We start from the raw sequence: 22264 nt of genomic DNA, 5'->3' as shown, positions 1-22264 counted from the left end.
TGGGTTATGTTACATGAATCAAATCATAATCAACCGTTAGAAGGAAATATTTCAAAAGATGAATTGTTAGCAGCAATTAAACAAGGGGACATTGATACTGTCGTTCTTGGTTTTTGTGATATGCAAGGACGTATCATGGGTAAGCGTATGACCGGAGATTATTGTTTAGAAAATGATATTTCAGAAGGAACACATTTTTGTAATTATTTACTCGGCACCAATTTTGAAATGGATACAAATGATGGATATGAATACATGAACTGGGACAAAGGATATGGGGATTACCTTGCTGTTCCTGATTGGGACACTTTGAAAGTAGTGCCTTGGTTCGATAAGACGGCGCTCGTTTTATGTGATGTCTACACCGAAGATGGGTCATCATTGATAGCGATTGCGCCACGTAACATTCTAAAAAAGCAATTGGAGAAAGCGAGTCAGTACGGCTTCGACCCTTATTTGGCAAGTGAACTGGAATTTTACCTATTTAAAGATACCTTTGAAGCGATCAACAATAGAGGATATAACACATTAAATCCAGCGGGGCATCTCAATGAAGATTATAACTTATTACAAGGGACTAAAAACGAACCGTTGTATCAAAAAATTCGTCATTTAATGTCAAAAATGAACATTTTTATCGAATCGTCTAAAGGCGAAGCGTATAAAGGACAACATGAAATCAACTTAAAATATTCAAAAGCGTTAAAAGCTGCAGACCAACATGTGTTATTTAAACATGGAATGAAAGAAATTTGTATTCAAAATGATCATTCTGTCACGTTTATGGCTAAGCCTTTTCAAGAATGGACGGGGTCTAGTGGTCACATCCATATTAGTTTAATGAAAAAAGGAACGAAGGAAAATGCCTTTTATTCAGGTCATGATGCGCAACCGATGTCTGAAACGATGCAACATTTTTTAGCAGGTGTGATGACATATACACAAGAGTTTGCCTTACTCTTTGCACCACATGTGAACTCCTATAAACGATTTGCACCTAATAGTTGGGCGCCTGTTAGCATCGCATGGAGTAGAGATAATCGTTCCGCCGGTTATCGTGTTGTAGGTAATCAACACGCGTTGCGATTTGAATCTCGTATTCCTGGGTCAGATATGAACCCTTATTTAGCGTATTCCGCGTTAATCGGTGCTGGACTTTATGGCATTGAACACCAATTAGAGTTACCTGAGGAACTTAAAGGTAATGCCTATTTAAATCAATCGGTAAAACAAATTCCATCTTCCTTACATGAAGCGATACAACATTGGAAACAAAGTGATGTTGTTAAAGAAGTGCTAGGGGAGGATGTTTGGAAACATTATCTCCACACAGCACAACTCGAATTAAATGATTTTGATTCTTATGTCACTACTTGGGAAAGACAACGCTATTTTGAACAAAGTTAATTAGAACATAGTATGGGAGTGAGCCAATATGAGATTAAAAGACAAAGTGTGTATTATTACAGGTGCAGGGGGTGGCATGGGGAAAACTGCTGCAACTATGTTTGCTAAAGAGGGCGCGCGCATAGCAGTCTTCGAAAAAAATAAAGATGCTGGTGAACTTACTGCGCAGGAAATCACGCGTCAAGGCGGAGAGGCCCGTTTTTATGAAGTGGATATTTCAAATGAGCAACAAGTACAAGAAGCTGTTGGGCGTGTCGTCACTGATTTTGGTAAAATTGATGTACTTTATAACAACGCAGGTGTGATGCCGGCCGCAGATCATTCTGTTGTAGACACGTCAGAAGAAGTATGGGATCTAGTGATGAATATTAATGTCAAAGGCATATTCTTTATGACCAAATATGTTATTCCAGAAATGGAAAAACACCAGTCAGGATCTATTATTAACATTGCATCGTTTGTGGCAGAAATGGGATGTTCCGTACCACAAGATGCGTATACTGCGTCTAAAGGTGCTGTTGTAGCACTCACAAAATCACTTGCGATTCAATTTAGACCTAAAGGCATCCGGACAAACGCGATCAGTCCTGGACCTATTGAAACACCACTGTTAATGGAATGGCTTGTTTCAGATGAAGAAGCGAAGAATGTCAGATTAGGACGTCAACCCTCTGGAAGGTTCGGTAAACCGGAAGACATCGTGAACTGTGCCATTTATCTTGCCTCAGATGAATCGGATTGGACGAATGGCGCGAACATTAATGTTGATGGAGGCATCACGTCTAACTATTTTTAATCATGCGTCAATATATTGAAAACAAAATTTTAAAAGCGGACAAAAAAGTTTAACTTTCGGTCCGCTTTTAAAATGTGTATTTGAGTTGATGTTGTATGTGTTCATTGCGTTGTCGAATGCGTGGCAATGAGTGCTTATATGCATGTCTAAAGGTGTTACGTATGTTATTGCTTAACAGCTTTAAGTATCGGTGGATCAAACTACTACAAATCATATAAAGAGCCTGAGTTGTAGTGAGGTGTTATTCTTTAATTATATTTATCTACGGTATTAACTATTTATGCCTCTTATTTTATATACTCATCTTCTTTAATTATGCCAAGCCTACGATCAATTTCCTCTAGCTTTTTTGCCTTAGGAACACATAATACATATGCGAAAATAATGCCTAAAATACCTGCAGATAACTTTCCAATCATTACTGCTGGAATAAGAGACGGTTGAAAGTTTGCGGTATACGATAGGTGATCACCTAATAAGAACGCAGCGGATACCCCAAAGGCGATATTAATGACTTTATCTTTTGGTGGCATATCTTTCACCAATTTGAACATGGCTAAAATATTCGCTATCGTTGCGATTAATCCCGCACTGCCTACTTCACTTAATCCAATGAGTTTACCAAATTTAGTGAGGAAATGCGTAAAATATTTACGAATCAAGTACACCATTGGAAACGCACCGGATAACATTATGGCGATATTTCCAGCATTCTCTAAAGCTCTGAAACGGTCTTTGTCATCTGCCATGATAGGGTCAAATCCCCAAACACCAAAGGTATGCGTGAAAAATCCAGTGAAAATTTCAACGACTGAAAACACAAACACTAATTTAATCGCGGTATCTAACACCTTTCCAAATATGATAAATAATTTAATCATAATATCCGAGAAAAAGTACAACCCAGCCGCCGTGATGACGACAAAAATGATTAAAGGTAATAAATTAATGCATACAGACGACAAACTCAGTTCAAATACGCTAGCGGCAGCGCCCTTAGTTTCAATGACATTTCGAAATTTTAAATGACTGACAATAATGATAAGCGTTGAAATAAAGGCTCCAAAAGGGATGGCCAACAGACCCGAAAGTATGCCAAGGGCCATATATTTATGGTCTCGTTTATCCAACATTGGTAACCCTAAAGGAATAGAAAAAACAATCGTTGCACCTGCCATAAAGCCAATAATCATGGCCATTAACCATCCTTCATAAGAATCTTTTAATACATTTGCTAACTGATAACCACCCATATCAGTCGCTAAAATGGATGTCGCTGCAATGGCAGGATCTGCACCTATTTTTTCAAAGAAAGGTCCAAAAACATTTTCTATAAATTTTGATATAAAAGGAATGGAAGCCATGATGCCGGCTGAGTTCGCAAAAATAGGCCCAATGGTATAAATCCCTTCCATAAATTCTTTCCCAATGCCTGTGTTCGCATCTTTGATGGCCCCAAATGCACCAAGTACTGCACAAATCATAATAATATAAATAATGACGTTCCCTACAAATTCCATAAAAATGCCCCCTAAAAAACATAAAAACGCCTATTTGATTTTCAAATAAGCGCCGTTGCTTGGTTTTATTCACTTTTAACATTAATGATCTAACTTCTTAATAATTTGAGTGGCTACCTTATACATTTCCATTTGATGGTGCATACTGAGTTTACGCATTTTACGGTAAGCTTGTTGCTCTGAATTATGTTGATGTTCCATGAGTAAACCTTTCGCTTTTTTAATGCATTTACGATGTTTTAAATCGGTGTCTTTATGTTGAATCTCATGTTTTAATTGAAGTTGTTTTTTACTTTGAGAAAAAATAATTTCCATAGCCGGTAGCAATTGTGATTCTGTAATGGGTTTAATTAAATAGCCCATGATATTGGCTTTTTTTGCTTCTTCAATATATTCAGGTTGACTATAGGCAGTTAATATTAATATTGGAATATCAAACTTTTTACTAATAATCTTACTCGCTTTAATGCCATTGAGTTGTGGTAGTTTAATATCCATTAAAATTAAATCTGGTTGATTTTGATGAACAAATTCGATTGCTTTTTCACCAGTTGAAACAGCACCGATCACCTTATACCCCAAATCTTTAATCATTTCAATAATATCTAATCTAATAATCGCTTCATCTTCAACTACGAGAACGTTTTTAGACATCATTTCACCCCTTATGTACGTCAAACATGACGATGACTTGAGTTCCTTTTTGGCATGAGTTGATGTTGAGCGTGCCTTCCAAATCATTTTCTACTATTAATTGTATGATTTTACTCCCAAATGATGTCTGACTACTTTGCGAAATCCCATCCCCGTTATCTTCTATAGAGAGTATAATTTGATTTTGATTAACAGTGGATAATTGCACCTTAATTTCACCATGTTGTGTTTGTTGAAATGCATGTTTGAGACAGTTTTGCAATACTTCATTATATACGATAGCCAATGCGACAGATTGATTAGATGATAAATATACGGATGGCTGAAGTTGATAGGTGATTTGAATATTGCTGTGAGTGGTGAGGGTCGTCATAACCATATTTCCAATTTTTTTGAGTAACGTCGCAATATCAGCACTGTCATTGGACGATTCATAAAGAATAATTTCATAAACGGATGCAATACTTAAAATACGATTGAGCGTATCTTTAAAATAAACTTGCAAGTTTTCTGGAATGTCATGGCGCATTTGAAGGCGTATTAATGAAGCAATGGTTTGTAGGTTGTTTTTTACTCTATGGTGAACTTCTTTCATTGCTACTGTTTTTGAAGTTAAAGCTTTTTCAGTATGCCTCAGTTTTGAAACATCTTTAAATAGAACAAAAATTTGTTTTTCTGGTCCAAATGACGTATGAATCTTTTTGATAACATAGAATTTTTGATTTAGTTCTAATTCCATCATTTCAATGGAATGTTTAGAATGAATAAAACGTTCTAAATCAGGAAAAACTTTATCAAACTTTAAGTTTAAAAACGCTTTGTTTTCAGTGCCAATTTGTCTTAATAGTGTTTCGGCAGCAATATTAAAGTACTTTATCTCTGATGCTTCATTAATACAAAATACAGCATCTTCAATAATATTAGATAAAGTCATATCAAAATCAGAACCTACAGTTTCAGCGTAGCTATAAAGTGAGGTCATACGATTAATGACGTCTCTATTGTAATTTTCAATATGTAAGTTGCGTATATTCTTCTCTAAAACAAGTACACCAATGACACGCGCATTATAAATAATAGGACTTACATTTTGTTCAATTAACAAGCCTTCCTGGTTTAAGCCACGATGGTTATGGACTGTGATACCTTTTTTAAATGATTGATAAACGGCTAGCTCAAATGATTCTAACACCGATTCACCAATGACAGACGAATGGTATAAAGGATGTTCAGTTGCCTCAGGAAATGCTTCATCGACGACAATAAGATTTTGAGTGATATCACTTTGACAATCAATGAATGCATAACATTGATTGACGTTGGCAATCAATTGTAATTGCTGTGAAACGAGCGCAATCTCATTCATTTCATTAAATGATAAAGGTGTCATAGTTAATAAAGTATCCTGAACGCAAGACATCGACTCACTCCATATTAGAATATTCAAATAATTCTAACTACAATTATGTATAATTGCACTATTTCTGTCAAATGTTTTTATAGGATATTATTAATCATCATTTTAGGTATGAAGTTTTGCGGATTCTAATGAGCAATAGATTGCATATCCGTTAAAGATAGAAACCGCTTACAATAACAATATAGGAGGCATGGATGTGTTAAGTAATCGACAACAACAAATTTTGTCATTGCTCCTTGAAGCATCTCAATTTATGACAATCCACACACTCGCAAAAACATTTCATCTTTCTGAGAGAACCATTCAATACGATATTGAGTATATCGAGTCAATGGCGGAAACAGGTGGCTATCATATTGTTAGGCATAAAACCATGGGCATTAAAGCTATGAAAGAAACTGATGCTTCTCATGAATGGATTCAAACAGATGGGCAGGGTCATCATTTTCACTTTTCAAAAGATGAACGGCAAACCTTGTTAAAGTTAATGCTTTTAGAACATGAAAGTCCTATGAGTACAAAGCAATTAGCGGAAGAATTAAATGTGAGCCGACGCACGATACTATCGGATATTAAAGCTGTTTCAAAATGGTACAGTCATCATTATCTCACACTGACGTATATCAACAACAAAGGGTACGTCGTTGAAGGCAATGAAGCCCATTATCGTCAAGCGTATGCGCGATTGTTACATGCGTATTATGACAATATGAATGATGTGATGATTGCACAATTGAATGCGACATCAGATTTGAAACAAATTCGTGAAAGTGTCATCAAGGTGCTGAAACGTGAACACTACCCATTGGTTCAAACGGCGATTGAAGGTTTGATTTTACATCTTTTAATTGCAGTAAGACGTATGAAACAAAATAACCCTTTACCTGAACCTACTACAACGCATGTAGCTAAGAAGGATGACGTTTCCTACGCAGTAGCATCAGCAATTAAATTAGAAATTGAATCACATTTTAACATAGTTTTTCCTGATTCTGAAAGAGATGTCATGGTGCTCCATTTATTGAGCTCTAAGCGTGCAACTTTAAGTTCAACACGTGTCAATGAAGCCTATATGCATCAGACGATTGAAAAGTTTGTCGAACATATTGGCGCTGAAATGGGAGTGGCATTTTTTACGGATGGCAAACTCATTCAAGGGCTCAGTATTCATTTGTCACCCGCTTTGTATCGACTGCAAAATCATATCTATCAAGCGAATCCGTTACATGACAATATTATTCATGAATATCAAGAATTGTATGAGGTGATTGTGAAAAATATTAATATTCTTGAAGAGGCCTATCAACTGCAATTTCATGCACATGAAATCAGTTATATCACGTTACATTTTGCCTCTAGTTTTGAACGATTGATGACACAACGCCATCACAAATTGAAAGTTGTCGTCGTATGTGGATCGGGTGTCGGAACCTCACAGCTTCTCAATGTGAAGTTATCTCATGTGTATCCGGAATTCGACATTATAGATGCGTATTCCATCTATGACATCAGTGAAGATGAGTTAAGTGATATGAATGTAGATTTAGTGATTTCAACAGTACCGACACCGTATCAAACGATTGATACCGTCACTATTTCTCCGTTATTGACACGTGGTGACCTCGATACTTTGAATGCCATCGTTAATGAGAGACGAGTCGCAACATTGGTTCAACCTGAAGTGCGTGGATTATCTTTATCAGATGTTTTACATACACGGGTGTTTAAAATTCACCAATCTATGTCATGTCAACAAGCGATTACTGAAAGTGTGCGTCCATTAGAACGGGATGGTGTCGTCAGTTATGACTACAAACAGGAAATTATGAATAAACTGCAGACGTTAGGACCTTACATGGTCATTAGTCCACATATCGCTTTAATACATGGAAGTACGTCACATGTGCATGGGGTAGGCATGAGTCTGATTCATTTTGAAAAAGGCATTTCATTTAAACATCCCCACTATGACCCTATCTATGTGGTGATATGTTTAGCAACAGAAAACACGAAGTTGCACTTAAAAGCGTTAAAACAGCTCACGGAATTATTAACAAATAACGATGTGCGCCAACAATTAATTGACGGTAAGTTAACGGAATTTCAACAATATGTAACACAAATGGAGGGAGAAGCAACGTGGCTTTAGATGTCTTAACTGAAGACAAAATTACGATTAGAGAGAAAGTGAATGATTGGGAAGAAGCCATTCACATCGCAGCTGAACCATTGGTGGCTCAGAGTTATATTGAGCCAGGATATGTGGAAGCCATGATTGACAGTGTCAAGACGTTAGGTCCATATATTGTGATTGCGCCTAACGTGGCGATTGCGCACGCACGGCCAGATGATCATGTGAACAAAGTCGGCATAAGTTTGTTAAAACTTGGTGTCCCAATAAATTTTTCAGAAAAGGGGCATGAAGCGGCTTTAGTTTTTGTTTTCTGTTCCACTGATCATACATCACATTTAACAATTTTACAGCAATTGGCACAAGTGTTAGGGGACACGCAACGTATCGAAGCGTTAATGCGTGCTCAAGATAAAGCATCAATGATTACAATTTTTAAAGGAGACGATTAATATGAAAATTTTAGTTGTATGTGGTCACGGATTAGGAAGTAGTTTTATGGTAGAAATGAATGTTCAAGAGGTTTTAAAGACGTTAAACGTTGAATCAATCATTGATGTAGAACATAGCGATATTATGACAGCAAGTCCTGAAATGGCTGATTTATTTATATGTGGACGTGACTTGGAAGAAAATGCGGCGCGTTTAGGGGATGTTTTAATACTAGATAATATTTTAGACAAGCAAGAACTTGAAGATAAATTGACAGCAAAGTTAAAAGAAATGAATAAAATTTAATGTTTGGGGTGTTCATATGAAAAGCATTCTTGATTTCATCGTTGATATTTTAAGCCAGCCAGCGATATTAGTCGCACTGATTGCGTTTATAGGTTTAATGGTTCAAAAGAAACCAGCTTCGGTTGTAACGACTGGAACGATTAAAACGCTATTAGGTTTTTTAATTTTAAGTGCAGGTGCTGGTGTCGTAGTGCAATCACTTGAACCCTTTGGGAAAATTTTCCAACATGCGTTTGGTGTTCAAGGGGTGGTGCCTAACAACGAAGCCATCATTTCAATCGCATTAGAAAAATATGGCACAACTGCCGCATTAATTATGGTGTTTGGCATGTTGGTGAATATTATGATCGCACGTTTCACAAATTTAAAATATATTTTCTTAACAGGGCATCACACGTTCTATATGGCTGCCTTTTTAGCAATTATTTTAACTGTCGGTAAAGTTAACAATACATTAACGATTGTTATTGGTGCGTTGATATTAGGATTGATTATGTCTGTGTTTCCAGCGCTCGCTCAACCCACGATGCGTAAAATCACGGGAAATGATCAAGTAGCACTTGGACATTTCGGAACAGTGAGTTATTGGGCTGCGGGTGAAATTGGTAAGTTGTTTAAAGGGAAATCTAAATCAACGGAAGATATACAGTTTCCAAAAGGATTAAGTTTTTTACGTGAAAGTACAATTAGTATTTCGATTACGATGGTTCTGTTGTACCTCATTGCATCTCTTTTTGCGGGTGTAGACTATGTCCATAAATCTATTAGCCATGACCAAAACTTTATTGTCTTTTCCTTGATTCAAGGGGTCACATTTGCGGCAGGAGTCTTTATTATTTTAACAGGCGTTCGTCTCATTCTTGCTGAAATCGTACCTGCATTTAAAGGTATCTCAGAAAAGTTGGTGCCACATTCTAAACCGGCCTTAGATTGTCCAATTGTGTTTCCTTACGCTCAAAATGCAGTGTTAATCGGATTTTTCATTAGCTTTTTAACAGGCGTGTTCGGCATGTTTGTGATGTTTCTACTTGGTGGGGTTGTCATTCTTCCAGGCGTTGTGCCGCACTTTTTCTTAGGTGCAGCTTCAGGCGTATTTGGGAATGCGCGTGGTGGTATTAAAGGTGCCGTTTTTGGCGCGATAATGAATGGTGTGTTGATTACATTCTTACCATTATTATTCTTACCGTTTTTAGGCGATTTAGGCTTAGCAGCGACAACATTCTCCGATACAGATTTCTTAGTTGTAGGTATCGTCTTTGGCAATATCGTTAAATCATTAGGTGTTATCGGCGTAGTCATTATGATAGTAATTATCGCAGCAGCTGCGGTATGCTTACAAAAACGCAGCAACAAAACCGTTTCATAATGAATTAAGCACACTAAACATGTGTTCAATATTAAAGCCTTCAAAGTTCATCAACCAATGAATTTTGAAGGCTACTTTAATGTTATTTTGACTATTTTATTGACTTGGGAATATGAAGGATTTTATAAGACTAATCCAACCATAGCAGCAGAAATGATAGAAGCTAGAGTGGCACCGAGTAATAGTTTTAAAGCGAAGGCTGCCACTTTATTGCCTTGCTCACCGCTGATGCCTTTGATAGCCCCTACAATGATACCTACAGTGCCGAAGTTGGCAAAGCTGACCAAGTACACAGAAATAATCCCTACCGTACGGTCACTTAAATCTTTCGCCATATCTTTAAAATCTAGCATCGCTACAAACTCATTTGTGATTAATTTTGTTGCCATAATCGAGCCTGCTTGTACAGCTTCACTCCATGGGACACCTATAATGAAGGCGATAGGCGCAAAAATGTATCCTATCAGCTGTTTAAAGTTTAGCCCTACAGCGCTAAAAATGACATTAATCGCTTCCATTAATGAAATGAAGGCTAACAACATAATGGCAACAGTAATCGCAATTTTAAAACCATCTATCGCACTGTCGCCAATCATTTGGAAAAATGGTGTCCGTGATTGGTGCTTTGTAGGTGTTTCAGTAAGGTTTTCAATTTCCACATCTGCATCGTTCGCTTCATATGGATTAATGACACTCGCAATGATGAGTGCACTAAAAATGTTTAACATCACTGCGGTTACGACATACTTTGGTTCTATCATTTGCATATACGAGCCTAACATGGCCATGCTTACAGCACTCATTGCGGAAGTGGTAATTGTGTATAATTTGGCTTTGGAAAGTTTCGGTATAAGGTCTTTAATCGTTAAAAAGACCTCTGGTTGTCCCAACATACTTGTTGAGATGGCAAAATAACTTTCTAAGCCACCCATTCGCGTTATTTTATTAATGACCAAACCAACGTATTTAATAATAAATGGTAGGATTTTGAAGTAATTTAAAATACCTATTAATACAGATATAAAAACTAAAGGGAGTAAGACGTGCATAAAAAATGTAAAGCCGCCTTTATTTTCTAAATCGCCAAATACAAAATCGATGCCTGCTTTACTGATGTTCATTAACCCTTCAAAAAATTTACCGAGTGCTGTTAAGATATTGAGACCGATAGACGTGTTCATCATAAACAAAATCAGTAAGACTTGAATGACAAGCATAATGAGCGTCTTTTTAAAATCAATATGTTTGCGATCAAAACTGACGATATAGGCGATAAATAATGCAAATACCACCCCTGTCATCGTAAATAGTATGGACATAAACATCACCTACAGTTTAGAATATGATACTGCGATTTGTGCGCCAACGACTGCATTATTTTCGACAAGTTTAATATTTGTTGCAAGGGACTTACCATCCGTTTTTTCAACAATTTTACTTAATAAAAACGGTGTAGAATCTTTACCATGAATGCCTTTGTGTTCGGCCTCTTTCACAGCGTCATTAATAATTGTATCAATATAATCTTTGTCTAATTGATCAGCTTCAGGAACAGGATTTGCGATCACCATGCCACCTTCAAGTTGGATGTCATGTTTCACTTTACAAATCGAAGCGATGTCATCGACATGATGTGCCGTTGAATTTAATTTGACGCCGCTTTTACGTGTGAAAAAGGCTGGAAGTTCTTCGGTTTGATAGCCAATCACAGGAACACCTTTTGTTTCAAGATACTCCATCGTTTTTGGTAAATCTAAAATCGATTTGGCTCCAGCACAAATAACAGTGACATCTGTTTTTGAAAGTTCATCCAAATCAGCAGAAATATCCATCGTTTCTTCAGAACCACGGTGTACGCCTCCAATGCCACCTGTCACAAAAAACTTAATATCTGCGAGCGCTGCACATATCATTGTAGAAGCCACTGTTGTCGCACCGATTCTTTTTTGTGCAATAACTTCTGCTAAATCACGACGCGATACTTTTGCGACATTATCACTTTTGGCGAGTAATTCTAACTCATTGTCCTCTAAACCGATTTTAATCTTGCCATCTATTAATGCGATTGTTGCAGGTACTGCGCCATGGTCACGAATGATTTGTTCTACATTTTTCGCCATTTGTACATTTTGTGGGTAAGGCATCCCATGAGAGATAATCGTCGACTCTAAGGCTACGATAGGTTGGTGATTTGATTTGGCATTTTCAACTTCTTGAGACAACTCAATGTATTGTTTCATTTTGATATTCCTCCATATCTCGTAATAACTGTTTTTTATCTAAATTTTGTCGTACAGTGTATTTTGTTTCGATGGTTTTACGGGCATTTACTAAACCGGCAATTAACGTGTCTTCAATATCGAATCCTTTTAACCAACTAAAAATGACCGCACTCGTAAACGCATCTCCAGCACCCGTCACGTCCTCAACTTGTTTTGAAGGTACAATGTCTTTAATGATGCTTTCTGTAGGACTGCTATAAATCAGTGCTTTTGTACCATTCGTAATAATCACGTGACTAATGCCAAGATCATTTAATTGTTTGGCAGCGCGTTTTAAATCTTCAGTATCATTAATGGTCATCTTTAAAAACGTTTCCGTTTCATCACGATTAATAATAAGCCAGTCGATCGCATGTAAAGAATCGGGCATGTTTATCATTTTCGGTGACGACACTGGTATGACGACGAGTTTGATGTGATGCTTTTCACTGTAGGCACATAAGAAATCAAGTGAATCTTTGGGCAGATTAAGGTCGACAATGATACATTTAGCTTTCCGCAGTAAGTGTGTACGCTTAATTAAAAACTCAGGCGTGATTTCTTTATACACTTCCATATCTGCAAGTCCATACTCCATATTGCCATCCTTATCGATTAAAGCCGTATACGATCCTGTATTAGCGTTTTCTACTTGTTGAACGTGGTCAAGACTCATAAAGGGGCTAGATAAATGTTTAATCATGTCCCATTCACTGTCGTTGCCACTGGCCGAAAGAATTGCGACGTTATCTCCTAAACGACCCAGGTTTTCAGCAATGTTTCGGGCGACACCTCCAACGGAACGTGTCGATGTGACCGGATTTGAAGTTCCTTGTTGTAGTGCTTGATTGACATAAAACTTACGGTCGAGATTTGTCGCACCTATACAGACGATAGGAAAATCATCATTGAGCACATACGCTTTACCGAGTACATATTCTTTTCGTATAAGGCCAGAGATAATGTTGGCAACGGCAGGGCGAGAGAGACCAACAGCTTTGGCTAACTCCTGTTGAGAGATGAATGGATTGTCTTGAATACGTTCAAGAATCAATTTTTCATTTTTGTTCAACATGGCACCTCCTAATAAACAAAAGTTTGAAAATTAAACTTTTGTTTATATTAGCAAATAGGCACAGAAATGTAAACGCTTTCACAAAGCTGTTCATAAAGTTTACAAATTTCTTTTTTTGTAATAGGCGTCAAACCGACACTTTGCAATAAACGAATGATGCAAATGCACAGTTTTTATCAGAGTTATCTGAATTTTTTGTTGACTTCAATAAATGATTATAATACACTAGTTTTAATTTCATAACACTTATCCAGAATGGTGGAGGGACAGGCCCTACGAAGCCAGGCAACCTTTTAAGTTAGGTGCTAATTCCTGCAGGTGTGAAACCTGAGAGATGAGTCTGATTACGTCACGTCTATCTTTCAAGGTAGGCTTTTTTAATTTTTAGGGGGAATAAAGATGACACACGATTACCGATTTGAGACGCGACAATTGCACGCAGGACAAGAAGTGGATGCAGCAACGAATGCACGCGCAGTGCCGATTTATCAAACGACCTCATTTAATTTTAATGACACGGATCACGCGGCCAATTTATTTGGATTGGAAGAGTTGGGGAATATTTATACCCGGCTCATGAATCCAACGACTGCTGTACTTGAAACACGAGTGGCTGAGCTTGAAGGTGGGATTGCTAGTGTGGCGGTTGCTTCGGGAATGGCAGCAATCACGTATGCGATTCAATCTGTCGCTCATGCAGGTGACCATATTATCGCATGTGAAACGTTATACGGAGGCACGCACACATTATTGACGCATACGTTACCTAAATTTGGGATAGAGGTAACACTTGTCGATACGAAAGACCCACAAAATGTAACTGCGGCCATAAAAGCGAATACAAAAGCACTATTTGTTGAAACCATTGGTAACCCCGAAGGCAACATAGAAGATTTTGAAAAACTAAGTGCAATCACTAAAGCGCATGGTATTCCTCTAATCGTGGATAATACATTTGCATCACCGTATCTTTTTAGACCGATTGAATACGGCGCAAATATCGTTGTTCATTCTGCGACCAAATTTATCGGAGGCCATGGGACATCAATGGGTGGCGTCATTGTAGATGGTGGGAACTTCGACTGGAATAATGGTAAGTTTCCTGGATTGAGTGAACCTGATCCATCGTATCATGGCATCATCTTTAGCGAAAAGTTTGGTGACGCTGCACTGGCCTTTAAAATTCGCACGACATTATTACGTGATACAGGTGCTGCATTGTCACCATTTAACGCATTTCAATTAACACAAGGGTTAGAAACATTGTCATTACGTATGGAACGTCATGTTGAAAATGCGGAAAAAGTAGCACATTATTTATCGAAACATGCTAAAGTTGCGTGGGTAAAATATGCGGGACTTGAAACGAGTCCATATTACGACCTTAAAACAAAGTATTTGCCTCAAGGTGCTGGAGCTGTATTTACATTTGGTGTCAAAGGTGGATATGAGGCAGGAAAACAATTTATAGAAGCGTTAGAGTTATTTTCATTACTTGCCAATGTAGGAGATGCCAAATCATTAGTCATCCATCCAGCTTCCACGACCCATCAACAATTAACCGTTGAAGAACAAGCAGCGGCAGGGATTGCGCCAGAGACGATTCGTTTATCTATTGGCCTTGAACATATTGATGATATTTTAAACGATTTGGCAAAAGGTTTTGCTGCGATTAAATAAATGGGGGATCTATGTGACATCGATACAAAATCAAAATTTAGAAACGTTGAAAGCCAAAAAAGAAGAATGGCTTGCCTATGTGCCTATCAATAAAGCAGCGCATATGATGAAAGAAACAAAAATAAAAGAATATGAAGCAGCGATTCAAACAAAATTAAAAACAGAGGAAACTTATTAAAAGTGGGGTGTGCACCCAATTTTAATAAGGGTACAGACAAAGTATAAACAAATCATTCGTCATCAACCCAAAACTTCATTATAATGAACACAAATCTTTGAAAAAGTGGTGAATGCGACATGAAAAAAATTATGATTGTCAATACGAGCCATACACAATTTGACGGCACAGATAAACCCACTGGCTTATGGTTAAGTGAATTAGTCCATTTCTATGATGTCTTTCATGGTAATGAAGATTATCAAATCGATTTATACAACATTAAAGGTGGCGAAACACCTTTAGATCCTGTTAGTTTAACACCAGGTATATTAGACAAGCTGACAAAAAGTTATTATGAAAATGAATTGTTTATGGATCAATTAAAGTTAACGCCAAGTATTGATACTGCAGATCCATCCGCATATGACGTCATTTATTTTACGGGCGGACATGGTGTGATGTATGATTTCCCAGGAAATGCGCATGTACAACAAGCGATTAACACGATTTATGATAAGGGAGGTATCGTGGCATCTGTATGTCACGGGGCAGCGGCCTTACTCGAAGTGAAGAGACCGAATCATTATTTCCTTATCGACGGGAAAAAATTAACAGGATTTTCAAACGCTGAAGAAGTATTAGCGAACCGCAAAAAAATAGTACCTTTTGAACTCGAATCAGAATTGAAACTTAAAGGTGCGCAATATACGAAATCTAAAGTGCCTATGAAAGGTTTTATCCAAGTAGATGGCAACCTGATTACAGGTCAAAATCCAGCGTCGGCGAAGAAAGTAGCTGAAGCGGTTAAAGATGCATTAGCGTCCAAATAATGGTTTGCCTCCTTGTATGAATTAAGGGTTTTGAAAGCAACGTCATGAATTATTTATGATGTTGCTTTTTATATTGCGGTAAATCAAAAAAGGTTTTCGAATGGCATTCGACTGAGGTAATATGGGAAAATAAAGTATCTTATTCTATAATATTTTGTTTAATCTTAACACTATATTTTTGAGGGGTGACATTTATGGAACGGGTCCATTATCATGGGATAACCTTTGTGTTATTTATTACAGGGCTCTTAGTCATGTTTAGTTTATACAGCACGATAACGATAGGTGCATCAATTGCGCAAGACTTTTCCGTACCAGTCACAAATACACCATTGGCCAGCATGGCATTTTCGTTCACATTTGCGCTAGGATGTTTAATATATGGGATACTTTCGGATAAATTTGGGCGCAAACAAATCATGTTATATGGTTTAATTGCACATACTATTTTTACGTTGCTATCCGTTTTTTCTACGTCCTTTATGATGCTTGTGGTATTCAGAGGCGCTCAAGGTTTAGCCGCGGCCGCCTATGCGCCGATCATCATTGCTTACATTTCAGACTTATTTCCTGAAAATAAACGCGTGACAGCGACAAGTTTTATGACAATGGGCTTTTTGTTTGCGGGCATTTTCGGACAAGTGATTAGTGAAATGATTGCGAACGCATATGATTGGCGTATGGTCTTCCTTATATTAGGGAATTGCTATGCTGTACTAGCTGTTGTAAATCTTTGGTTATTACCTAAAGCCCCATTACAGGAAACAGCAATTCATTTCAAAGATTTTGGACGAGATATTGCGTCCATATTTCAAAATCCAATATTGATGCTTTGCTATTTAATTGGCTTTGTGTTTTTAATGACCTTTATTAACGTATATGTGGTTTTAGGAGAGAGTGTCCTCGTTCAACATGGCCAACATATTCAAACCCTTGCAGCGGTGAGTAAGTTTTTTGGTGTTGGTGGGATTATCATTTCCTTGATGGCAGGCCGTTTATCCAATCACTATTCGGTCACAAAAGTACTTGTCGGGGCATTAACGGTGACAGTACTTTCAATCATACTTATGGCACTGAATACAAGTATTATAGGTTATATTATATTAAGTGTGATTTTTGGCGGAGGCATTGGCTTTGCGTTACCGACACTTATTTCTAAAGTCGTATTATCCGTGAAACATCATAAAGGTTTTTATATCACGCTAAATACATTTGTCATCTTTTTTGGTACAGCAGTTGCCCCTTTAACATTAGGTTTAGCGCAACGTACACCAGCGTGGTCGATGCAATTTCTATATTTAGCAGCTATGATGGCCGTCGGATTAGTTGCTGCTGTGATTATTCTAATACGAGAACGACAAAAGGATTCGCATGCGTCTTGACGCAATGCGAATCCTTATTTTATTTGGATAGATGCTGTTTGAGAAAGTAAACTAAACGCTCGTAATTGACTTTTGATTCATAGAGCGACATATCAAATTGATATTCATGATATAGTGGGCTATCGTAAAATGTGCCTTTGACAGGGATATCGTGGTGTTCTAACGTCGCGACAAATTGACGTGCTTGATCCTCAAAAGAGCGATGTTTCGCATCCGTAATATAACTCGGTGGAAAATGGTGATCCATGTTAAGCGTCACACTTGCTTCCATCGTCTTAGGACTTACACGCCAATGTTTATCATCAAAATATGCCCATGCCAATCGACTGAAAAGTTTGTTTGCCATCATGTCATCAGTTTTATCCATGCGTTGTGTATTTAAAAGTGAGGAATAAAAGATGGCGGTTTTGATCGTTTCAGGTGGGACAGTTTGTTTAAATGCAGTTGTATCACGATAGGCATCGTTAACTTGAATATTGATAAACTGACCGATAATTTGACCTCCCGCAGAGTCACCGCCAAAAGCAACATGTGACAAGTCCGCTTTATACGCTTGGGCGTTTTTTTGAACAGCGACATAGGCTTTTTCTAAACTATAAATTGGCTCTGGATAGTGTGCTTCAGGAACTAGGGCATAATTAAGGTTGACGACAGTATATCCTTCACTTGCAAGCAGTTGTAAGTACGGTGTGACATCTGACTTATCACCACTCATATAGCCACCGCCATGCACCCAAAATAGTGTCGGGTACGTTTCTTGATCTCCGTTTGGCATATAAATATCCATAAGGCCCGTTTTTTCAGTTGAATCATAAACCACATCGTAAAGAGACGTAACGCGAGATGCGATTTGTTTGAAACGTGCATCTTGACGCACAGTATCTTTAATATAAGCCTTTTTAGAAGGCTGATTAAATAAAATTTTAGATAATATTACACCTGGCATGGGTGTAAGCTGATTTAACGTGTAAAGCGATGCAGTTATTGCTGTCGTCGTGCCTAAGGCGACTTTACCCAAAGATTGAAGATGTTTCATCATGATGCCTCCTTGTTTGAAAATTAAACTTATTATTATCTTATAATAAAGTGAACGTACATAATCTATCGTTATTTTACTATGATACGTAGCGTTTAAAAAGCAAAGTGAATATAAAAAGTATTGCAAGCTTGTCAGAGGTAGGGTATAATTTTAAATCGTAATAATTACTATTTGAGTAGAAGGAGATTGTGCGAAAATGAAGAAACGTATTTTTGCTTTTTTAACTATCGCAGTCGTGAGTATTTTACTTGTCGCATGCGGACAATCTGATTCTGGAAAAAAATCATCTTCAAATGACAAACTCCAAGTGAAAACAACTGTGTTTCCAGTAGAATCATTCGTTAAACAAATTGGTGGCGATCATGTTGACGTCGAATCCATTTATCCAAAAGGGACAGACTTACATAGTTATGAACCGTCACAAAAAGATATTTTAGATGCAAGTAAAGCGGATTTATTTATTTATACAGGGGATAATTTAGATCCTGTTGCGAAAAAAGTCGCAGGTGCGATTAAAGATGATCAAAAGAAATTGTCATTAGAGAAACATTTAAGTAAACAAGACTTATTAAAAGATGCGCACCATCATGAGGGCGAAGATCATGACCATGAGCATGGAGATAAAGCACATGACCATGATGCAGACCATAAAGAACACGACCATGATCATGATGGCGAGCACAAAGAAGATGAGCACGATCATGAAGGTCATGATCACGAAGGGCACCATCACGGTATGTATGACCCACACATTTGGTTAGATCCAAAAATGAATGAAACAATGGTAAAAGCTATCCGTGAGGAATTAAGTAAAAAAGACCCTGATCATAAAGCAGAATATAAGAAAAATGCAGATAAGTTATTAAAAGAACTTGATGACATTGATAAAGACATGCAAAAAGCAACTAAAGATCACCAAGGTGAAACAGTCTATGTGTCTCATGAATCATTAGGTTATCTTGCGAACCATTACGGGTTCAAACAACAAGGTGTTCAAAATATGAATGCTGAAGATCCATCACAAAAAGCACTCACTGACATTGTGAAAGCAATCAAATCTTCTAAAACAAAATACATTTTATATGAAGAAAATGTATCGAATAAAGTCACAGATACGATTCGTCAAGAAACAGATGCAGAGCCATTAAAATTCAATAATATGGAATCCGTTTCAAAATCACAAAGTGACGATGCGACATATCAATCTTTAATGAAAGAAAATATTAAAAACATTGAAAAAGCATTGGATAAATAAAAAAGTGCCACATCCGCGATGGGATGTGGCCTTTTCTATTATTGAACTTTGTTTACAGAAGCGTCGTAAATAGAATCAATCGTTTCACTAAGAATTTTATCAAACGCTTCATCAGATTGACTGACACGTAAATCATTGATTAATGCGCGGGAGAAGCTTGCGATGAGCCCGTCATTTGTTTTTAATACTTCATTCGCATGTTCGCGACTATATCCTCCAGATAAAGCAACGACACGCACGACATTTGGATGATTAATTAACGCTTCAAATTGATTTTTATGCGTTGGAATCGTTAATTTAAGCATCACCAATTCATCTTCTTTTAATTGATCTAAATGAGCATGAATCACTTCTGTTAAATATGCCTCAATACCAGCCTTATCTTCAGCGTCAATATTTACTTCTGGCTCAATAATTGGTACTAAACCTTTAGCAATAATTTGTTTTGCCACCTCAAATTGTTGTGCGATAACTTGGTCAATACCTTCTTTATTGAACTCAAGAATATTTGAACGCATTTTAGTCCCAAAAATTTTATGTTCTGTAGCTCGATTTAATAAGTCATCAAGTTCAGGCATTGGTTTCATGAGCTGAACACCGTCTTTTTCTTCGGCAAGCCCTTTATCTATTTTTAAAAATGGGACAATCCCTTTATTCGCTAAATAATCACCTGTATGTTGGCCTTCGACTTCACGATCCATTGTTTGTTCGAAAAGAATCGTACCAATGATTTTATCAGAAGTAAAAGATGGTGATGTGACAATACGTGTACGCATATCGTGAACAAGGTTGAACATTTCATCATCATTATGATATTGATCTTCATTCACACCATAACCACGTAACGCTTTAGGAGTACTACCGCCACTTTGGTCTAAAGCCGCAATAAAACCTTTACCATTTTTTATTTTATCTAGTTGTTGTTGATTCATAATTTCACTCCTTTTAAAAATATCGTACATCTACAGTATGCATAAAATGTCATAGACGTTCAAATAATAAAAGTCAAACATCAAATTTAACACGAATAATAATGTATAAAGAAAGCGTTTAATCTGTTGATATGATTAAGTGCGAAATATCATAAAAAAGATAGATTTTAAAGTATAGAAAACTGTATAATAAATTTAAAACATTGTGTGTAAATGGTGAGGGGACTCTAATCAGTGAGGAAAATTTATATCAGCATATGTCTATGCATATTAACATTAATGACAAGCGGCTGTAGTATGTCGACAAGAGAGAAAATAGAATCAGGATTGAAAGAACCTTTGTCAGTATATCCAACAAAGAATTTAGAAGACTTCTATGATAAAGAAGGATATAGAGATAGTAACTTTAGTAAAGATGATAAAGGTGTTTGGTCAATATTTACGGCGATAGAAAGACAAAATGATGAAGGGAAATTAAGAAGTGAAGGAGTTATTTTATTTATTGATAGAAATACCAAATCAAGTGATGGTTATTATTATGTAGAAAATGAGAGTAAAGATAAACGTAAAAATTTCAAAAAGAAATATCTTATAACTATGAAAGATAATGAATTAATACTTAAAGATAAAAATGTAAATGAAGATATCAAGAAAAAAGTAAATAACTTTAAATTTTTTGTTCAGTTCGGAAACTTAAAAAATTTGAATCGTAATAAAACTAGGAATGAAACATATAATTCTCAAGCACCTAATTACTCAATAAGTTATCATTTAAATCCAAGTGATGATAATTTAAAACAGATTCAAAAACATTTTGGTGTGAAAATTGGCAAGAAGCCTAGAGTTGAAATTTATGGTGACGGTAATTTTAAAAGTGATACTTTTAATTCAAATACTATAGAATATGCATTTGATGACGATGCTGAAGGATACTTAAGTTCTTCAGTTGCTTATAGGGCTAAAAGGAGTCTAAATTATGAATAACATAACACCTATTAATATATACACGGAAAAGAACAGTGCTATTTCTTATAAATCATATGAAGTTGAGACGAGTATGCTTAATAACGTCTCTAAAAAGGATATTAAACGTCGGTTGAATAATGATGCTAAAAAACTATATTTTCCACCCAACCTCCAATATTATGATTCTTTCCTTGATAAGAAAACGGGGATGAGTGGCGTTGCATTTAAAGACACTAATACTAATAAGGTGACGATTGGCTTTGCCGGGACGAATGTAGGGTCAGGTAATCCAAGCGATATGCTAAAGGATGTTGGTGCAGATTTTAACATTGGTTTAAGCTTGGTTGATGCAAATGACCCATATTTCAATGAAACGAATAAGTTCATTAATAAAATCAAAAAGAAGCATGAGATTGAAGCTTTTACCGGCCACTCAAAAGGTGGCCGAGATGCAATGGTATGAGATATTAATTATATTTACATAATGTCAAACACGTCACTAAAGGATTTATTTTTCTGTATATAGTTAGAATACGTATATCTAAAATTTAATAATTTTTACTAAACATATGAACTCCATTTATTTAATTGTAAAATGTATATATGTTAATGACAGAATATTGTATAATTTATTTAAAACACTATTAGAAAG

21 protein-coding genes and 1 riboswitch are annotated in these 22264 nt (G+C 36.6%); of the genes, 13 read left to right on the top strand and 8 right to left on the bottom strand.

Translation table 11 applies throughout. The features are described from left to right. Positions 1-6: 6 nt before the first annotated feature. Positions 7-1407 carry a glutamine synthetase family protein gene (locus tag CD172_RS10755; protein WP_103346355.1) on the top strand — a complete coding sequence of 467 codons (1401 nt, stop codon included), beginning with the start codon at positions 7-9 and terminating at the stop codon, positions 1405-1407. 28 nt (positions 1408-1435) lie between these two features. Next, positions 1436-2203 (top strand): SDR family NAD(P)-dependent oxidoreductase, encoded by a 768-nt coding sequence (locus tag CD172_RS10750; protein ID WP_103346354.1) that lies wholly within the window; start codon positions 1436-1438, stop codon positions 2201-2203. A 287-nt stretch (positions 2204-2490) separates the two neighbouring features. On the opposite strand, the gene eutH is transcribed toward CD172_RS10750, so the two are convergent. From eutH to CD172_RS10735, 3 genes are all read right to left on the bottom strand, one after another. After that, positions 2491-3723 (bottom strand): ethanolamine utilization protein EutH, encoded by a 1233-nt coding sequence (gene eutH / locus CD172_RS10745; RefSeq protein ID WP_103346353.1) that lies wholly within the window; start codon positions 3721-3723, stop codon positions 2491-2493. Between the two features lie 81 nt (positions 3724-3804). Further along, positions 3805-4377, bottom strand: coding sequence for an ANTAR domain-containing response regulator (locus tag CD172_RS10740; protein ID WP_103346352.1), 573 nt, complete (start codon positions 4375-4377; stop codon positions 3805-3807). 4 nt (positions 4378-4381) lie between these two features. Next, complete coding sequence (locus CD172_RS10735) at positions 4382-5797, bottom strand: sensor histidine kinase (RefSeq protein ID WP_103346351.1); 1416 nt, start codon at positions 5795-5797, stop codon at positions 4382-4384. Positions 5798-5993: 196 nt separating this feature from the next. On the opposite strand from CD172_RS10735, the gene CD172_RS10730 reads away from it, so the two are divergent. From CD172_RS10730 to CD172_RS10715, 4 genes are read left to right on the top strand one after another with little or no spacing between them, the layout of a single operon-like run. Continuing rightward, on the top strand, positions 5994-7946 hold the full coding sequence (locus CD172_RS10730; RefSeq protein WP_158694775.1) for a BglG family transcription antiterminator: 1953 nt from the start codon (positions 5994-5996) through the stop codon (positions 7944-7946). Next, complete coding sequence (locus CD172_RS10725) at positions 7937-8380, top strand: PTS sugar transporter subunit IIA (RefSeq protein ID WP_103346349.1); 444 nt, start codon at positions 7937-7939, stop codon at positions 8378-8380. The genes CD172_RS10730 and CD172_RS10725 overlap by 10 nt, the downstream gene beginning before the upstream one ends. A gap of 1 nt (position 8381) precedes the next feature. Next, complete coding sequence (locus CD172_RS10720; protein WP_103346348.1) at positions 8382-8666, top strand: PTS sugar transporter subunit IIB; 285 nt, start codon at positions 8382-8384, stop codon at positions 8664-8666. Positions 8667-8682: 16 nt separating this feature from the next. Continuing rightward, positions 8683-10032, top strand: coding sequence for a PTS ascorbate transporter subunit IIC (locus tag CD172_RS10715; RefSeq protein WP_103346347.1), 1350 nt, complete (start codon positions 8683-8685; stop codon positions 10030-10032). A 122-nt stretch (positions 10033-10154) separates the two neighbouring features. On the opposite strand, the gene CD172_RS10710 is transcribed toward CD172_RS10715, so the two are convergent. Genes CD172_RS10710 through CD172_RS10700 form a run of 3 tightly spaced genes read right to left on the bottom strand, consistent with a single transcriptional unit; the run spans position 10155 to position 13368 of the window. Further along, complete coding sequence (locus tag CD172_RS10710) at positions 10155-11351, bottom strand: NupC/NupG family nucleoside CNT transporter (protein WP_103346346.1); 1197 nt, start codon at positions 11349-11351, stop codon at positions 10155-10157. 9 nt (positions 11352-11360) lie between these two features. After that, positions 11361-12272, bottom strand: a complete 912-nt coding sequence (locus CD172_RS10705; protein ID WP_103346345.1) for a pseudouridine-5'-phosphate glycosidase — start codon at positions 12270-12272, stop codon at positions 11361-11363. After that, complete coding sequence (locus CD172_RS10700; protein ID WP_415410171.1) at positions 12256-13368, bottom strand: carbohydrate kinase; 1113 nt, start codon at positions 13366-13368, stop codon at positions 12256-12258. Before CD172_RS10700 ends, CD172_RS10705 begins: the two co-directional genes overlap by 17 nt. Before the next feature lie 243 nt (positions 13369-13611). Continuing rightward, positions 13612-13709, top strand: a riboswitch (SAM riboswitch). A 58-nt stretch (positions 13710-13767) separates the two neighbouring features. Between CD172_RS10700 and CD172_RS10695 the strand changes: the two genes are divergently transcribed. The 4 genes from CD172_RS10695 (at position 13768) to CD172_RS10685 (ending at position 17420) form a co-directional block, all read left to right on the top strand. Further along, positions 13768-15048, top strand: coding sequence for an O-acetylhomoserine aminocarboxypropyltransferase/cysteine synthase family protein (locus CD172_RS10695; protein WP_103346344.1), 1281 nt, complete (start codon positions 13768-13770; stop codon positions 15046-15048). Positions 15049-15061: 13 nt separating this feature from the next. Continuing rightward, positions 15062-15226, top strand: coding sequence for a hypothetical protein (locus tag CD172_RS12770; protein WP_157950624.1), 165 nt, complete (start codon positions 15062-15064; stop codon positions 15224-15226). Positions 15227-15345: 119 nt separating this feature from the next. Continuing rightward, positions 15346-16038: a type 1 glutamine amidotransferase domain-containing protein gene (locus CD172_RS10690; RefSeq protein WP_060551939.1), complete on the top strand. Its 693-nt coding sequence runs from the start codon at positions 15346-15348 to the stop codon at positions 16036-16038. 194 nt (positions 16039-16232) lie between these two features. Next, a complete protein-coding gene (locus tag CD172_RS10685; protein WP_103346343.1) occupies positions 16233-17420 on the top strand; it encodes an MFS transporter in 1188 nt (395 codons plus the stop codon). A 19-nt stretch (positions 17421-17439) separates the two neighbouring features. On the opposite strand, the gene CD172_RS10680 is transcribed toward CD172_RS10685, so the two are convergent. Further along, complete coding sequence (locus tag CD172_RS10680) at positions 17440-18456, bottom strand: alpha/beta hydrolase (RefSeq protein ID WP_158694776.1); 1017 nt, start codon at positions 18454-18456, stop codon at positions 17440-17442. Between the two features lie 199 nt (positions 18457-18655). Between CD172_RS10680 and CD172_RS10675 the strand changes: the two genes are divergently transcribed. Next, entirely contained in the window at positions 18656-19714 is a 1059-nt protein-coding gene (locus tag CD172_RS10675; RefSeq protein ID WP_103346341.1) for a metal ABC transporter solute-binding protein, Zn/Mn family, read from the top strand. 38 nt (positions 19715-19752) lie between these two features. Here the strand turns inward: CD172_RS10675 and CD172_RS10670 are convergent, their stop codons facing one another. Continuing rightward, positions 19753-20646 carry a fructose bisphosphate aldolase gene (locus tag CD172_RS10670; protein ID WP_103346340.1) on the bottom strand — a complete coding sequence of 298 codons (894 nt, stop codon included), beginning with the start codon at positions 20644-20646 and terminating at the stop codon, positions 19753-19755. Between the two features lie 234 nt (positions 20647-20880). Here CD172_RS10670 and CD172_RS10665 point away from each other — a divergent pair, with 234 nt between their 5' ends. Both CD172_RS10665 and CD172_RS10660 read left to right on the top strand, forming a co-directional pair. Further along, positions 20881-21630 (top strand): tandem-type lipoprotein, encoded by a 750-nt coding sequence (locus CD172_RS10665; protein WP_103346339.1) that lies wholly within the window; start codon positions 20881-20883, stop codon positions 21628-21630. Continuing rightward, positions 21623-22075 (top strand): hypothetical protein, encoded by a 453-nt coding sequence (locus CD172_RS10660; protein WP_103346338.1) that lies wholly within the window; start codon positions 21623-21625, stop codon positions 22073-22075. Before CD172_RS10665 ends, CD172_RS10660 begins: the two co-directional genes overlap by 8 nt. The last annotated feature ends 189 nt before the right edge of the window (positions 22076-22264 follow it).

This window comes from Staphylococcus agnetis, from assembly GCF_002901865.1.
Taxonomy (GTDB): domain Bacteria; phylum Bacillota; class Bacilli; order Staphylococcales; family Staphylococcaceae; genus Staphylococcus; species Staphylococcus agnetis.
Note: the sequence above shows the minus strand (reverse complement) of the source record. Positions and strands in the feature narration are given on the sequence as shown.

Excerpts from the sequence above, each read along its gene's own strand:
- CD172_RS10705 (WP_103346345.1), bottom strand. The coding sequence starts at position 12,272 with ATGAAACAATACATTGAGTTGTCTCAAGAAGTTGAAAATGCCAAATCA.
- CD172_RS10740 (WP_103346352.1), bottom strand. The coding sequence starts at position 4,377 with ATGTCTAAAAACGTTCTCGTAGTTGAAGATGAAGCGATTATTAGATTA.
- CD172_RS10710 (WP_103346346.1), bottom strand. The coding sequence starts at position 11,351 with ATGTCCATACTATTTACGATGACAGGGGTGGTATTTGCATTATTTATC.
- CD172_RS10750 (WP_103346354.1), top strand. The coding sequence starts at position 1,436 with ATGAGATTAAAAGACAAAGTGTGTATTATTACAGGTGCAGGGGGTGGC.
- CD172_RS10675 (WP_103346341.1), top strand. The coding sequence starts at position 18,656 with ATGAAGAAACGTATTTTTGCTTTTTTAACTATCGCAGTCGTGAGTATT.
- CD172_RS10755 (WP_103346355.1), top strand. The coding sequence starts at position 7 with ATGTTACATGAATCAAATCATAATCAACCGTTAGAAGGAAATATTTCA.
- CD172_RS10670 (WP_103346340.1), bottom strand. The coding sequence starts at position 20,646 with ATGAATCAACAACAACTAGATAAAATAAAAAATGGTAAAGGTTTTATT.
- CD172_RS10680 (WP_158694776.1), bottom strand. The coding sequence starts at position 18,456 with ATGAAACATCTTCAATCTTTGGGTAAAGTCGCCTTAGGCACGACGACA.
- CD172_RS10735 (WP_103346351.1), bottom strand. The coding sequence starts at position 5,797 with ATGTCTTGCGTTCAGGATACTTTATTAACTATGACACCTTTATCATTT.
- CD172_RS10660 (WP_103346338.1), top strand. The coding sequence starts at position 21,623 with ATGAATAACATAACACCTATTAATATATACACGGAAAAGAACAGTGCT.
- CD172_RS10720 (WP_103346348.1), top strand. The coding sequence starts at position 8,382 with ATGAAAATTTTAGTTGTATGTGGTCACGGATTAGGAAGTAGTTTTATG.
- CD172_RS10695 (WP_103346344.1), top strand. The coding sequence starts at position 13,768 with ATGACACACGATTACCGATTTGAGACGCGACAATTGCACGCAGGACAA.
- eutH (WP_103346353.1), bottom strand. The coding sequence starts at position 3,723 with ATGGAATTTGTAGGGAACGTCATTATTTATATTATTATGATTTGTGCA.
- CD172_RS10700 (WP_415410171.1), bottom strand. The coding sequence starts at position 13,368 with ATGTTGAACAAAAATGAAAAATTGATTCTTGAACGTATTCAAGACAAT.
- CD172_RS10690 (WP_060551939.1), top strand. The coding sequence starts at position 15,346 with ATGAAAAAAATTATGATTGTCAATACGAGCCATACACAATTTGACGGC.
- CD172_RS10715 (WP_103346347.1), top strand. The coding sequence starts at position 8,683 with ATGAAAAGCATTCTTGATTTCATCGTTGATATTTTAAGCCAGCCAGCG.
- CD172_RS10685 (WP_103346343.1), top strand. The coding sequence starts at position 16,233 with ATGGAACGGGTCCATTATCATGGGATAACCTTTGTGTTATTTATTACA.